Raw genomic sequence first — 12,267 nt, forward strand, 5'->3', positions numbered from 1 at the left:
CCTTAAATGACCGACTATAAAGCCACGCTAAACCTTCCGGACACCGCCTTCCCAATGAAGGCCGGCCTGCCACAGCGCGAACCGCAGATCCTGCAGCGCTGGGACAGTATTGGCCTGTACGGAAAGTTGCGCGAGATTGGCAAGGATCGTCCGAAATTCGTCCTGCACGACGGCCCTCCTTATGCCAACGGCACGATTCACATCGGTCATGCGCTGAACAAGATTCTCAAGGACATGATCCTGCGCTCGAAAACCCTGTCGGGCTTCGACGCGCCGTATGTGCCGGGTTGGGACTGCCACGGCCTGCCGATCGAACACAAGGTCGAAGTGACCCACGGCAAGAACCTGGGCGCGGATAAAACCCGCGAACTGTGCCGTGCCTACGCCACCGAGCAGATCGAAGGGCAGAAGTCCGAATTCATCCGCCTGGGCGTGCTGGGCGAGTGGGACAACCCCTACAAGACCATGAACTTCAAGAACGAGGCCGGTGAAATCCGCGCCTTGGCCGAAATCGTCAAGGGCGGTTTCGTGTTCAAGGGCCTCAAGCCCGTGAACTGGTGCTTCGACTGCGGTTCGGCCCTGGCCGAAGCGGAAGTCGAGTACGAAGACAAGAAGTCCTCGACCATCGACGTGGCCTTCCCGATTGCCGACGACGCCAAGCTGGCCGAGGCCTTTGGCCTGGCATCGCTGGCCAAACCCGCCGCCATCGTGATCTGGACCACCACCCCGTGGACCATCCCTGCCAACCAGGCGTTGAACGTGCACCCGGAATTCACCTACGCCCTGGTGGACGTCGGTGATCGCCTGCTGGTACTGGCCGAGGAAATGGTTGAGGCCTGCCTGGCCCGTTACGAGCTGCAGGGTTCGGTCATCGCGACCACCACCGGCACAGCGCTGGAACTGATCAATTTCCGTCACCCGTTCTACGACCGTCTGTCGCCGGTTTACCTGGCCGACTATGTTGAGCTGGGTTCGGGCACGGGCGTGGTTCACTGCTCGCCAGCCTACGGCGTAGACGACTTTGTGATCTGCAAGAAGTACGGCCTGGTCAACGATGACATCATCAACCCCGTGCAGAGCAACGGCGTCTACGCGACTTCGCTGGAGTTTTTCGGCGGCCAGTTCATCTTCAAGGCCGACCAGCCGATCATCGAGAAGCTGCGTGAAGTCGGTGCGCTGATGCAAACCGCGACCATCCAGCACAGCTACATGCACTGCTGGCGCCACAAGACCCCGCTGATCTACCGCGCCACCGCGCAGTGGTTCATCGGCATGGACAAAGAGCCGGCCAGCGGTGACACCCTGCGCAACCGCGCAATCAAAGCCATCGAAGACACCAAGTTTGTCCCGGCCTGGGGCCAGGCGCGCCTGCACTCGATGATCGCCAACCGCCCGGACTGGTGCATCTCCCGCCAGCGTAACTGGGGCGTGCCGATCCCGTTCTTCCTGAACAAGGAAAGCGGCGAACTGCACCCACGCACCGTCGAGCTGATGGAAATCGTTGCTCAGCGTGTTGAACAGGAAGGCATCGAAGCCTGGTTCAAGATGGACGCGGCCGAACTGTTGGGCGACGAAGCGCCGCAGTACGACAAGATCAGTGACACCCTCGACGTGTGGTTCGACTCGGGTACCACTCACTGGCACGTCCTGCGCGGCTCGCACCCGATGGGTCACGAGACCGGCCCGCGTGCCGACCTGTACCTGGAAGGCTCGGACCAGCACCGTGGCTGGTTCCACTCGTCCCTGCTGACCGGTTGCGCCATCGACGACCACGCCCCGTACCGCGAATTGCTGACCCACGGCTTCACCGTCGACGAGACGGGTCGCAAGATGTCCAAGTCGCTGAAAAACGTGATCGAGCCGAAAAAGATCAATGACACCCTGGGCGCCGACATCATGCGTCTTTGGGTAGCGTCGACCGACTATTCGGGCGAAATCGCCGTGTCGGACCAGATCCTGGCCCGTAGCGCCGATGCCTACCGTCGCATCCGTAATACCGCACGCTTCCTGCTGTCGAACCTGACCGGCTTCAACCCGGCCACCGACATCCTGCCGGCCGAGGACATGCTCGCCCTGGACCGTTGGGCCGTGGACCGTACCCTGTTGCTGCAGCGCGAGTTGCAGGAAAGCTACGGTGAATACCGCTTCTGGAACGTGTACTCGAAGATCCACAACTTCTGCGTGCAGGAGCTGGGTGGTTTCTACCTCGACATCATCAAGGACCGCCAGTACACCACCGGCGCCAACAGCAAGGCGCGCCGCTCGGCGCAGACCGCGCTGTACCACATCAGCGAAGCACTGGTGCGCTGGATCGCGCCGATCCTGGCCTTCACCGCCGACGAACTGTGGGAATACCTGCCGGGCGAGCGTAACGAGTCCGTGATGCTCAACACCTGGTACGAAGGCCTGACCGAACTGCCGGCCGACTTCGAACTGGGCCGCGAGTACTGGGAAGGCGTGATGGCCGTCAAGGTCGCGGTGAACAAGGAGCTGGAAGTGCAGCGTGCGGCCAAGGCCGTCGGTGGCAACCTGCAAGCCGAAGTCACCCTGTTCGCCGAGGAAGGCTTGAGCGCCGACCTGGCCAAGCTGAGCAACGAACTGCGTTTCGTGCTGATCACCTCCACTGCGAGCCTGGCACCCTTCGCCCAGGCTCCAACGGATGCGGTCGCTACCGAAGTTCCAGGCCTGAAGCTCAAAGTGGTCAAGTCGGCCTTCGCCAAGTGCGCCCGTTGCTGGCACTGCCGTGAAGACGTCGGCGTGAACCCTGAGCATCCGGAGATCTGTGGTCGTTGCGTCGACAACATCTCGGGCGCTGGCGAGGTTCGCCACTATGCCTAACGCCAGTCGTTTCGGACGTCTGGGTTGGCTCGTACTGAGCGTGCTGGTCCTGGTCATCGACCAGGTCAGCAAGGCTCATTTCGAAGGCTCCTTGCAGATGTTCCAGCAGATCGTGGTCATCCCGGATTACTTCAGCTGGACCCTGGCCTACAACACCGGTGCTGCTTTCAGCTTCCTGGCTGATGGTGGCGGCTGGCAGCGCTGGCTGTTCGCCCTGATCGCCGTTGTGGTCAGTGCGGTGCTGGTGGTGTGGCTCAAGCGCCTGGGCCGCGATGACACCTGGCTGGCTGTCGCCCTGGCTCTGGTGCTGGGCGGCGCGCTGGGCAATCTTTACGACCGCATTGCCCTGGGCCATGTGATCGACTTCATTCTGGTGCATTGGCAGAACCGCTGGTATTTCCCGGCGTTCAACTTTGCCGACAGCGCCATCACCGTCGGTGCAATCATGCTGGCGTTGGACATGTTCAAAAGTAAGAAAACCGGAGAGACCGTCAATGACTGATCAGGTATTGGCTGAGCAACGCATCGGCCAGAACACGGAAGTCACCTTGCATTTCGCACTGCGCCTGGAGAATGGCGACACGGTCGACAGCACGTTCGACAAAGCCCCGGCCACCTTCAAGGTCGGCGACGGCAACCTGCTGCCGGGTTTCGAAGCGGCCCTGTTCGGCTTCAAGGCTGGCGACAAGCGCAACCTGCAGATCCTGCCGGAAAACGCCTTTGGCCAGCCCAACCCGCAAAACGTACAGATCATCCCGCGTTCGCAGTTCGAAGGCATGGACCTTTCGGAAGGCTTGCTGGTGATCTTCAATGACGCGGCGAACACCGAATTGCCTGGCGTGGTGAAAACCTTCGATGACACGCAAGTAACCATCGACTTCAACCACCCGTTGGCCGGTAAAACCTTGACCTTTGACGTTGAAATCATCGACGTTAAAGCGCTCTGATCAACGACACGGTTAAAAATGTGGGAGCGGGCTTGCTCGCGAATGCTGAGTGTCAGTCAACAGATGTATTTACTGACCCACCGCATTCGCGAGCAAGCCCGCTCCCACCTTTGATCTCTACTGTCAGGTGGGTTGGCGTCTAGCTTGAACCCAAGTGGCTGCAAGACACGAGGCACAGCATGCAAATCAAACTCGCCAACCCCCGTGGCTTCTGCGCCGGCGTGGACCGTGCGATCGAAATCGTCAACCGCGCCCTGGAAGTCTTCGGGCCGCCGATTTACGTGCGCCATGAAGTTGTCCACAACAAGTTCGTGGTCGAAGACCTGCGCGCACGCGGCGCCATCTTTGTCGAAGAGCTGGATCAGGTGCCGGACGACGTGATCGTCATCTTCAGCGCCCACGGTGTTTCCCAGGCAGTGCGTACCGAAGCGGCAGGCCGTGGCCTGAAAGTCTTCGATGCCACCTGCCCGCTGGTGACCAAGGTGCATATCGAAGTGGCGCGCTATAGCCGTGACGGCCGTGAGTGCATCCTGATCGGCCACGCCGGGCACCCGGAAGTCGAAGGCACCATGGGCCAGTACGATGCCAGCAATGGCGGCACCATCTACCTGGTGGAGGACGAAAAAGACGTCGCCAACCTGCAGGTGCGCAACCCCGAGCGCCTGGCATTCGTGACCCAGACGACCTTGTCCATGGACGACACCAGCCGGGTGATCGACGCCCTGCGCAGCCGCTTCCCGGCCATCGGTGGCCCGCGTAAAGATGACATCTGCTACGCCACGCAAAACCGCCAGGACGCGGTCAAGCAACTGGCCGACGAGTGCGATGTGGTCCTGGTGGTCGGCAGCCCCAACAGCTCCAACTCCAACCGCCTGCGGGAGTTGGCCGAACGCATGGCCACGCCGGCGTACCTGATCGACGGCGCAGAAGACATGCAGCGCAGCTGGTTCGATGGTGTCGAGCGTATCGGCATCACCGCCGGTGCCTCGGCTCCGGAAGTATTGGTGCGTGGTGTGATCCAGCAACTGCACGCATGGGGTGCCACTGGCGCCGATGAGTTGGCTGGTCGTGAAGAAAACATCACTTTCTCCATGCCCAAGGAGCTGCGGGTTCGCTCGCTGCTCTGAGCGCCAGGCTGCCGGAGTAGCTCCGGCACAGCGCCTGCTCGGCCCTGTCGCTGCGCAGGCTGATGCGCCCGCTGGGCGCCAGCACCACTTGGTAAAGGCTCTCCGCCTGGTCCGTGGTACATACGTGTACCGTCCCTGCCCGAAACCCTCCGCCTGAAAAGACCGGTTCGCCCAGCCCGCTGAAGCGGACTTGGTTCTTCACTGGCCCATTGCCGACCATCGGCACCTGTCCGCTGTCCTGGTGCTCCAGCAGCACCGGGTTGTCCTCGTCCAGGTGGCCGCGCCCGCTCAGATCCAATATCACCCGCCAGCCCCGGCTCCAATCATCGCCCAGCGCGTGAATCACCACCGCCCGGTTGTGTGCAATGGCCTCGGTGCGGGCAAAGCGCAGCCCTCCCACTAGCGACTGTGCTGCGCTGTGTCGTTGTTGCGATTGCAGAAGATGCTTGAAGCTGGGGACCGCCAGGTGCGCCAGGATGCCGCTCACGATCAGCGCGAGCAGCAATTCAATCAAGGTGAAACCTCGCTGTTTCATCGGTCATCCCTCCATGGATTTGGGTGCAGTGATAGGTATAGCGCCCAGTCCGTGGCGCTGGATGATGGCCTTTTTGTCCAAAGTATTTCCCTTTGTTCCGGCAGCGGCACGCGGTAAAAACCGCCGCTAGTCTTGGTTCGCACAGCAGGATTTGCCTGCTTTTTTTGGCCCTCGACACGGATGACGATGGTGATGCCCGCCTGCCCCAACAATGTTTTTTCCCATGCTTCACGTCGATGCCAAACCGGCACGACACTGATCGAAGTGCTGGTTGCGCTGTCGATCCTCACGATCGGTCTGCTGGGTGCGGCGCTTATCCAGCTCAATGCGCTCAAGTACACCGACAGCTCGAGGATGGCCAGCCAGGCGAGTTTTATCGCGTACGACATGCTTGACCGGATCCGCGCCAATTCCACCGCTGACTACACCTGGGGACGCGCCGAGCGCGCCCCGCTCAGCAGCCCTTCCTCCAGCGTGCGTGACCTGGACCTGCATGATTTCGAAGCCAATATCCGCGGCTTTGCCGGAGAGAGCGCCAAAGGCTCGGTGGTGGTCAGCGATGATCAAGTCACCGTCAGCATCACTTGGGACGACAGTCGGGGCACCCATACCCCGGGCGCCCGTGAAACATTCACGCTGACCAGCCGTATGGCGGGGGCGCAATGAAGCGTCCTGTGCGAGGTTTTAGCCTGGTGGAACTGCTGCTGGCACTGGCCGTTGGTCTGGTGCTGGTGCTCGGGGCCCGCCAGGTCGCGGTCAGCGCTCGCATGACACACGCCAGCCAGCAGGCAGCCATGCTGCTGCAGGACGATGCGCGGTTTGTCCTGGGCAAGATGGTTCAGGATATTCGCCAGGCCGGCATGTTCGGCTGCCTGGCCACGGCGTTTATCGACAACGCCCCGCCGGCCTTTGATCGGCCAGTGGGCTGGAGTGCCGGTAGCGGGTCAACGGCGCTGATGTTGGTGACGGCTGATGTCGCTGGTGGCACGCCGGACTGGACGGTGCTTTCCGACTGCACCGCAAGGGCCCAGGCTTACGCTGCGCACGGACCGGCGCCTGCTCCCGGGCAGATTCGTTTTGCGATACGCCAACTCACCTACACATTCGAGGCGGGCCAGTTGAAGGTCAGTACGCCCACCGCACCGGCCAAGGCCGTGCTGGTGGATAACGTGCGCAATTTCGAGATCAGTTTTGGTTTGGCCGCCAAGCCGGAGTCGCCCGGTGTGGTGCGTTACGACACCAGCCCCGGGGACGAGTCGTTGATCCGCAGTGTGCGCATCCGGATGACGCTGCAAGACCCTTCCGGGCGGGTAAAGGATCAAACCTACAGCGTCGTCGCCGCGCTACGAAACCGTCTGGGGTAGGGCGCGAGCATGGAAATGATTCAACGTATTGGTGTGCGGCAGGCGGGGATGGTCCTGCTGATCAGCCTGGTGTTTCTGCTGCTGTTGTCGCTGATCGGCCTGTCTTCGATGCAAGGCGCGGTGTCCCAGCAAAAGATGGCAGCCAGCCTCTGGCATCGCAATCAGTCGCTGCAAAGCGCCGAGAGTGGCCTGAGGTTGGGGGAGTCCAGCGTGCAACGGGCGTTTGCCGCCTTGCCGGTGTGCCAGTCGGTTGCCACCTGTGCGCCCCCGGGTGAAGCGCTTCTATTGATTGGCGCTGGGGCGAACCCGGTTTCTGGCGTTGACTGGATCGCGCTCAAGGGTGGTTTCTACGGCATTCAGTCCCTTGGGGAAGCGGTGGGGCTGGCGCATTTGCCGCCACAGGCTGTGGCCAATGTGTATCGGGTGACGGCTGTCGGGCTCAGCGGCCAATCACGCACGGTGCTGGAGAGCGTGTATGCGCGGCTGAGGGAGGAGGGCGGCCCACGGTTTCGGCGGGTAGCGTGGCGGCAGGTTCAATAAGGAGTGGTGTGATGGGCAGGGATAGCCAGGGTTTTACCCTGATCGAATTACTGATCGCCGTGGCGATCATCGGGTTGCTGGCCGGGATCGTTTACCCCAGCTACACCGGCCATATAAAAAAGGTTTATCGCGCAGAAATCGTCGCCCTGCTGAACGAGCAGGCCCAGCATCTGGAACGTTTTTATACGAGCAACGGTACTTTTATTGACGCCAGCGGCATCAGTGCGGGCAATGATCGCTATAGAATCACCGCTGCATTGAACCCTCAGGATTTCCGCCTGGTGGCTACGCCTGCCGTCGACTCGGTGATGGCCGGCGACCCTTGCGGCGACTTCAGCCTGACCAGCACCGGCGCCCGGGCCAACCCTGGCGCAGCGCCGGACATGTCGCGCAAGCTGTGCTGGGGGCAGTGATGAGAGTGCTGGAAGATTGGGCGCCGGGTGCGCTTGTCCCTATTTATCGGCTGGATCAAATGATGGCTAAGCAACAGCAGGTGGTGGTTGTCGGTGGTGGCGTAATCGGCTTGTTGACGGCGTTCAACCTGGCCTCTCAGGGGCAGGCGGTGGTGCTGCTGGAGCGTGCGGGCGTGGGGCAGGAGTCGTCCTGGGCCGGCGGCGGTATTGTTTCGCCGTTGTACCCGTGGCGCTACAGCCCGGCGGTCACCGCGCTGGCCCATTGGTCGCAGGATTTTTATCCACAGTTGGCGCAGCGCCTGTTTGCTACGACTGGTGTTGACCCGGAGGTACATACCACCGGCTTGTACTGGCTCGACCTGGATGATGAGGCCGAGGCGCTTGCCTGGGCTGCACGCGAAGGTCGTCCTTTGAGCAAGGTGGATGTCTGCGCCGCCCATGACGCGGTGCCGGTGCTGGGCAGCGGATATTCCCAGGCGGTGTTCATGGCCAACGTGGCCAACGTGCGCAATCCTCGGCTGGTCAAGTCGCTCAAGGCGGCGCTGTTGGCGCTGCCGGGCGTGACGCTCCATGAGCAGTGCGAAGTGAGCGGGTTTGTTCGGGAGGGTGAGCGCGTGATCGGCGTGAACACACCGAGTGGCCCGGTCCTGGGTGATCAGGTGGTGCTGGCGGCGGGGGCGTGGAGCGGTGAGTTGCTCGGCACCCTGGGGCTGTCGCTGCCGGTAGAGCCGGTCAAGGGGCAGATGATTCTGTACAAATGCGCGTCGGACTTTTTGTCGTGCATGGTCCTGGCCAAGGGGCGTTATGCGATCCCTCGGCGTGATGGACATATCTTGATTGGCAGCACATTGGAGCATGAAGGTTTCGACAAGACGCCAACCGAAGCGGCACTGGAAAGCCTCAAGGCTTCAGCGGTGGAGTTGATCCCCGCGTTGGCCGACGCCGAGGTGGTGGGGCATTGGGCCGGCTTGCGTCCGGGGTCGCCGGAAGGCATTCCATATATTGGCCAGGTGCCGGGTTTCAACGGTTTGTGGCTCAACTGCGGGCATTATCGCAACGGCCTGGTGCTTGCTCCGGCATCCTGCCAGTTGTTTGTGGATCTGCTGCTGGGACGTGCGCCGATCATCGACCCGGCGCCGTACGCTCCCGACGGTCGGATCAACGCTGGATAGACTTCGGCCCTTGCTCCAGATGCGCCTGGGTGCAGTACCACTCCTGGCGTGAGTTCAATGCGCGATCCTGCGGCAGGTGCACGCCGCAGTGGGCGCAGCGCACCATCAATGCCGCGTCGGGCTCGGCGGAGCGCTGCTGTTTGGCAGCCGGGCTTTTGAATTTACGCCAGAACCATACTGCGGCGGCAATGACGGCAATCCAGAACAGTAGACGAACCATGATGGGCAGCTTCTCGACAAGGAATGCGCCAGTTTAGCCAAGGACATGGCAGGCGCACAGCGCAATAATGCTTGCCCACAAAAAAGGGAGCCCCCAAGGGCTCCCTTTTTGCGTTGCGTCAACAGATCAGTCGAACACACCGAAGGTCATGTAGCTGAACCACGAGCGGTCCTGATTGTTGCCCAGGGCTTGCGGGGCTTCTTCTTCGATCACGTCGCCGTTCTCGTCGTGGGGCTTGAGCTCCGAAGGAATCGCTTCCTTGGCATCCTGGAACTGCTTCATCACGTCCTGGTTGGCGCGGGTTTCGCCCGGCGGCAGTGGTGGACGGGACTCGATCAGGCCCAGGGTGTACTTGCTCAGCCACGAGCGGTTGTCCGCTTCGGCGACCTGGGGTACGAACTGGCCGTCTTTCAGGCTTGGGTGATCCGGGTAGTTGAGCTTCAGGGTTTCCAGGCTGGTGGTGGCCAGGGCGTCCAGGTGCAGGCGCTGGTAAGCCTCGGTCATCACGGCCAGGCCGTCACCGACGGACGGGGTTTCCTGGAAGTTCTCCACGACATAGCGGCCACGGTTGGCGGCAGCGACATAGGCCTGACGGGTCAGGTAGTAGTGGGCCACGTGGATCTCGTAGGACGCCAGCAGGTTGCGCAGGTAGATCATGCGCTGCTTGGCGTCCGGCGCGTAGCGGCTGTTCGGGTAGCGGCTGGTCAGCTGGGCGAACTCGTTGTAGGAGTCGCGGGCAGCGCCTGGGTCACGCTTGGTCATGTCCAGCGGCAGGAAGCGCGCCAGCAGGCCGACGTCCTGGTCAAACGAGGTCAGGCCCTTGAGGTAGTAGGCGTAGTCAACGTTCGGGTGCTGTGGGTGCAGGCGGATAAAACGCTCGGCGGCGGACTTGGCGGCTTCCGGCTCGGCGTTCTTGTAGTTGGCGTAGATCAACTCAAGCTGGGCCTGGTCGGCGTAGCGCCCGAACGGATAGCGCGACTCCAGTGCCTTCAGCTTCGCTGTGGCGCTGGTGTAGCTATTATTGTCCAAGTCTTTCTGAGCCAGTTGGTACAACTCGACTTCGCTCAGGTTTTCGTCGACGACTTCCTTTGTTGACGAGCAAGCAGCAGTCATGGCGAGGATGGCGATCAGCAGCAGGTGTTTCACTTGCATGGCGGCTTGCGTCCCTATGACGGCCGCTGTCTTGGGCGGGGCCGTCCTGTTATGATGAGCGCCCCGTTGAAAGCCTCGGGGCAAAAGACGCCGTATTTAACCACAAGCGCGCAGCCGAAACCAAAGGCTGTGCCACGCCTAGTCTGAGCATGTCCGATAAAATTGAACTTCGCGCAGAGGTGCCGTCCGAATTGGGCGGCCAACGCCTCGATCAAGTCGCCGCACAATTATTCGCTGAGCACTCGCGCTCGCGCCTTTCCGCCTGGATCAAAGACGGCCGCCTGACTGTGGATGGAGCGGTTATCCGCCCGCGAGACATAGTCCATGGCGGTGCGATTCTTGAGCTGACTGCCGAGCAGGAAGCCCAGGGAGAATGGGTCGCCCAGGACATCGAGCTGGACATCGTCTATGAAGACGACGACATCCTGGTCATCAACAAACCCGCAGGCCTGGTGGTTCACCCGGCAGCTGGGCACGCTGATGGCACTTTGCTCAATGCCCTGTTGCACCACGTGCCGGACATCATCAATGTCCCGCGCTGCGGTATCGTGCACCGTCTGGACAAAGACACCACCGGCTTGATGGTGGTGGCCAAGACCATTCAGGCGCAGACGCAGCTGGTCACACAACTGCAGAGCCGCAGCGTCAGCCGTATCTACGAATGCATCGTGATCGGCGTCGTGGTGGCCGGTGGCAAGATCAACGCGCCGATCGGTCGTCACGGCCAGCAGCGCCAGCGTATGGCGGTGATGGAAGGCGGCAAGCAAGCCGTCAGCCACTACCGTGTGCTGGAGCGTTTCCGTTCCCACACCCACGTGCGGGTCAAGCTGGAAACCGGTCGTACCCACCAGATTCGTGTGCACATGGCCCACATCAACTTCCCGTTGGTCGGGGATCCGGCCTACGGCGGTCGCTTCCGCATTCCGCCAGCGGCAAGTCAGACCATGGTTGAGTCGCTGAAGTCGTTCCCGCGCCAGGCGCTGCATGCACGCTTCCTGGAACTGGATCATCCGACGAGCGGTAAGCGGATGAGCTGGGAATCGCCTCTACCAGACGATCTGGTCTGGTTGTTGTCGTTGCTCAAGCAGGATCGCGAGGCGTTTATCGGATGAGTGACTGGCTGATTCCTGACTGGCCCGCGCCGGCTCGGGTAAAGGCCTGCGTCACCACCCGTGCGGGCGGCGTCAGTCTGGCGCCGTTCGACAGCCTCAACCTGGGCGATCACGTCGAGGACAGCCTGGAGGCCGTCCTCGAGAATCGCCGCCGTCTGAGCGATGCGTTCGATGTCCGGCCGGCCTGGCTGCGTCAGGTTCATGGTGTGACCGTGGTCGAAGCCGACCCAGACCGCACCGCTGAAGCCGATGGCAGTTGGACCAGCACCCCAGGTATTGCCTGCACGTCCATGACTGCCGATTGCCTGCCCGCGTTGTTCTGCAACCGTGCCGGTACTCGCGTCGCCGCAGCCCATGCCGGTTGGCGTGGCCTCGCGGCTGGCGTGCTGGAAGCCGCTTTTGAAAGCCTGGATGCCGAACCCGGCGAGGTTCTGGTCTGGCTCGGCCCGGCCATTGGTCCGCAAGCGTTTGAAGTCGGCCCGGAAGTGCGGGAAGCCTTCATGCAGCAATTGCCGATCACCGCTGAAGCTTTCGTGCCCAGTCGCAACCCCGGCAAGTTCATGGCCGACATCTATAAGCTCGCGCGCCTGCGCCTTGCCGCACGCGGTGTAACCGCTGTTTATGGTGGCGGTTTCTGCACCGTGACCGATCCGCGCTTCTTTTCTTACCGCCGCAGTCCTCGCACTGGTCGGTTTGCCTCCCTTATCTGGCTTGCACGCTAGACTCTTCTGACCCAGGTCAACTGTCCGACGCTTGAAACTCCCAGAATCCACCCCATCTATAAGGGTATCTGGCAGGTTTCTTCATTCAGGATGTTTTATAGCTCCGGCCTGCTCAAAAGGAAGGT

14 protein-coding genes are annotated in these 12,267 nt (G+C 61.7%); 11 read left to right on the forward strand and 3 right to left on the reverse strand.

Annotated elements, in window-relative coordinates; translation table 11 throughout:
- Positions 1 to 6 precede the first annotated feature (6 nt).
- The 4 genes from ileS (at position 7) to ispH (ending at position 4,912) form a co-directional block, all read left to right on the forward strand.
- Complete coding sequence (gene ileS, locus AC3ISR_RS03905; protein ID WP_192297756.1) at positions 7 to 2,838, forward strand: isoleucine--tRNA ligase; 2,832 nt, start codon at positions 7 to 9, stop codon at positions 2,836 to 2,838.
- The gene (lspA, locus tag AC3ISR_RS03910) at positions 2,831 to 3,340 is read left to right on the forward strand and encodes a signal peptidase II (RefSeq protein ID WP_192297755.1); all 510 of its coding nucleotides are present in this window, start codon (positions 2,831 to 2,833) and stop codon (positions 3,338 to 3,340) included. Before ileS ends, lspA begins: the two co-directional genes overlap by 8 nt.
- Before the next feature lie 7 nt (positions 3,341 to 3,347).
- Positions 3,348 to 3,785 (forward strand): FKBP-type peptidyl-prolyl cis-trans isomerase, encoded by a 438-nt coding sequence (locus tag AC3ISR_RS03915; RefSeq protein ID WP_177325344.1) that lies wholly within the window; start codon positions 3,348 to 3,350, stop codon positions 3,783 to 3,785.
- Positions 3,786 to 3,964: 179 nt separating this feature from the next.
- The gene (gene ispH / locus AC3ISR_RS03920; RefSeq protein ID WP_192297754.1) at positions 3,965 to 4,912 is read left to right on the forward strand and encodes a 4-hydroxy-3-methylbut-2-enyl diphosphate reductase; all 948 of its coding nucleotides are present in this window, start codon (positions 3,965 to 3,967) and stop codon (positions 4,910 to 4,912) included.
- On the opposite strand, the gene AC3ISR_RS03925 is transcribed toward ispH, so the two are convergent.
- Complete coding sequence (locus tag AC3ISR_RS03925) at positions 4,866 to 5,447, reverse strand: GspH/FimT family pseudopilin (protein ID WP_192297753.1); 582 nt, start codon at positions 5,445 to 5,447, stop codon at positions 4,866 to 4,868. The two genes, ispH and AC3ISR_RS03925, sit on opposite strands and share 47 nt — an antisense overlap.
- 192 nt (positions 5,448 to 5,639) lie before the next feature.
- Here AC3ISR_RS03925 and pilV point away from each other — a divergent pair, with 192 nt between their 5' ends.
- The 5 genes from pilV (at position 5,640) to thiO (ending at position 8,936) form a co-directional block, all read left to right on the forward strand.
- Positions 5,640 to 6,113 carry a type IV pilus modification protein PilV gene (gene pilV / locus AC3ISR_RS03930; RefSeq protein ID WP_192297841.1) on the forward strand — a complete coding sequence of 158 codons (474 nt, stop codon included), beginning with the start codon at positions 5,640 to 5,642 and terminating at the stop codon, positions 6,111 to 6,113.
- Entirely contained in the window at positions 6,110 to 6,811 is a 702-nt protein-coding gene (locus AC3ISR_RS03935) for a prepilin-type N-terminal cleavage/methylation domain-containing protein (protein ID WP_489324583.1), read from the forward strand. The genes pilV and AC3ISR_RS03935 overlap by 4 nt, the downstream gene beginning before the upstream one ends.
- A gap of 9 nt (positions 6,812 to 6,820) precedes the next feature.
- Complete coding sequence (locus AC3ISR_RS03940) at positions 6,821 to 7,351, forward strand: pilus assembly PilX family protein (protein ID WP_463983207.1); 531 nt, start codon at positions 6,821 to 6,823, stop codon at positions 7,349 to 7,351.
- An 11-nt stretch (positions 7,352 to 7,362) separates the two neighbouring features.
- Positions 7,363 to 7,764, forward strand: a complete 402-nt coding sequence (locus tag AC3ISR_RS03945; protein WP_192297750.1) for a type IV pilin protein — start codon at positions 7,363 to 7,365, stop codon at positions 7,762 to 7,764.
- Between the two features lie 62 nt (positions 7,765 to 7,826).
- The gene (gene thiO / locus AC3ISR_RS03950) at positions 7,827 to 8,936 is read left to right on the forward strand and encodes a glycine oxidase ThiO (protein WP_463983208.1); all 1,110 of its coding nucleotides are present in this window, start codon (positions 7,827 to 7,829) and stop codon (positions 8,934 to 8,936) included.
- Here thiO and AC3ISR_RS03955 read toward each other — a convergent pair.
- Complete coding sequence (locus AC3ISR_RS03955; RefSeq protein WP_192297748.1) at positions 8,923 to 9,156, reverse strand: PP0621 family protein; 234 nt, start codon at positions 9,154 to 9,156, stop codon at positions 8,923 to 8,925. The two genes, thiO and AC3ISR_RS03955, sit on opposite strands and share 14 nt — an antisense overlap.
- 126 nt (positions 9,157 to 9,282) lie before the next feature.
- Entirely contained in the window at positions 9,283 to 10,308 is a 1,026-nt protein-coding gene (locus tag AC3ISR_RS03960; protein WP_192297747.1) for an outer membrane protein assembly factor BamD, read from the reverse strand.
- A gap of 149 nt (positions 10,309 to 10,457) precedes the next feature.
- On the opposite strand from AC3ISR_RS03960, the gene rluD reads away from it, so the two are divergent.
- Together rluD and pgeF are read left to right on the forward strand one after the other, a co-directional pair.
- Positions 10,458 to 11,420 (forward strand): 23S rRNA pseudouridine(1911/1915/1917) synthase RluD, encoded by a 963-nt coding sequence (gene rluD / locus AC3ISR_RS03965; protein ID WP_005784662.1) that lies wholly within the window; start codon positions 10,458 to 10,460, stop codon positions 11,418 to 11,420.
- On the forward strand, positions 11,417 to 12,142 hold the full coding sequence (gene pgeF, locus AC3ISR_RS03970; RefSeq protein WP_463983209.1) for a peptidoglycan editing factor PgeF: 726 nt from the start codon (positions 11,417 to 11,419) through the stop codon (positions 12,140 to 12,142). The genes rluD and pgeF overlap by 4 nt, the downstream gene beginning before the upstream one ends.
- Positions 12,143 to 12,267 lie beyond the last annotated feature (125 nt).

It is taken from the genome of Pseudomonas sp. GL_117 (assembly GCF_057835125.1).

What these genes read in the sequence shown, in the direction of transcription:
- ispH (WP_192297754.1), top strand. Translation starts at nt 3,965, where the DNA reads ATGCAAATCAAACTCGCCAACCCCCGTGGCTTCTGCGCCGGCGTGGAC.
- AC3ISR_RS03955 (WP_192297748.1), bottom strand. Translation starts at nt 9,156, where the DNA reads ATGGTTCGTCTACTGTTCTGGATTGCCGTCATTGCCGCCGCAGTATGG.
- pgeF (WP_463983209.1), top strand. Translation starts at nt 11,417, where the DNA reads ATGAGTGACTGGCTGATTCCTGACTGGCCCGCGCCGGCTCGGGTAAAG.
- rluD (WP_005784662.1), top strand. Translation starts at nt 10,458, where the DNA reads ATGTCCGATAAAATTGAACTTCGCGCAGAGGTGCCGTCCGAATTGGGC.
- AC3ISR_RS03940 (WP_463983207.1), top strand. Translation starts at nt 6,821, where the DNA reads ATGGAAATGATTCAACGTATTGGTGTGCGGCAGGCGGGGATGGTCCTG.
- ileS (WP_192297756.1), top strand. Translation starts at nt 7, where the DNA reads ATGACCGACTATAAAGCCACGCTAAACCTTCCGGACACCGCCTTCCCA.
- thiO (WP_463983208.1), top strand. Translation starts at nt 7,827, where the DNA reads ATGGCTAAGCAACAGCAGGTGGTGGTTGTCGGTGGTGGCGTAATCGGC.
- AC3ISR_RS03960 (WP_192297747.1), bottom strand. Translation starts at nt 10,308, where the DNA reads ATGCAAGTGAAACACCTGCTGCTGATCGCCATCCTCGCCATGACTGCT.
- pilV (WP_192297841.1), top strand. Translation starts at nt 5,640, where the DNA reads ATGCCCGCCTGCCCCAACAATGTTTTTTCCCATGCTTCACGTCGATGC.
- AC3ISR_RS03945 (WP_192297750.1), top strand. Translation starts at nt 7,363, where the DNA reads ATGGGCAGGGATAGCCAGGGTTTTACCCTGATCGAATTACTGATCGCC.
- AC3ISR_RS03935 (WP_489324583.1), top strand. Translation starts at nt 6,110, where the DNA reads ATGAAGCGTCCTGTGCGAGGTTTTAGCCTGGTGGAACTGCTGCTGGCA.
- AC3ISR_RS03925 (WP_192297753.1), bottom strand. Translation starts at nt 5,447, where the DNA reads ATGAAACAGCGAGGTTTCACCTTGATTGAATTGCTGCTCGCGCTGATC.
- lspA (WP_192297755.1), top strand. Translation starts at nt 2,831, where the DNA reads ATGCCTAACGCCAGTCGTTTCGGACGTCTGGGTTGGCTCGTACTGAGC.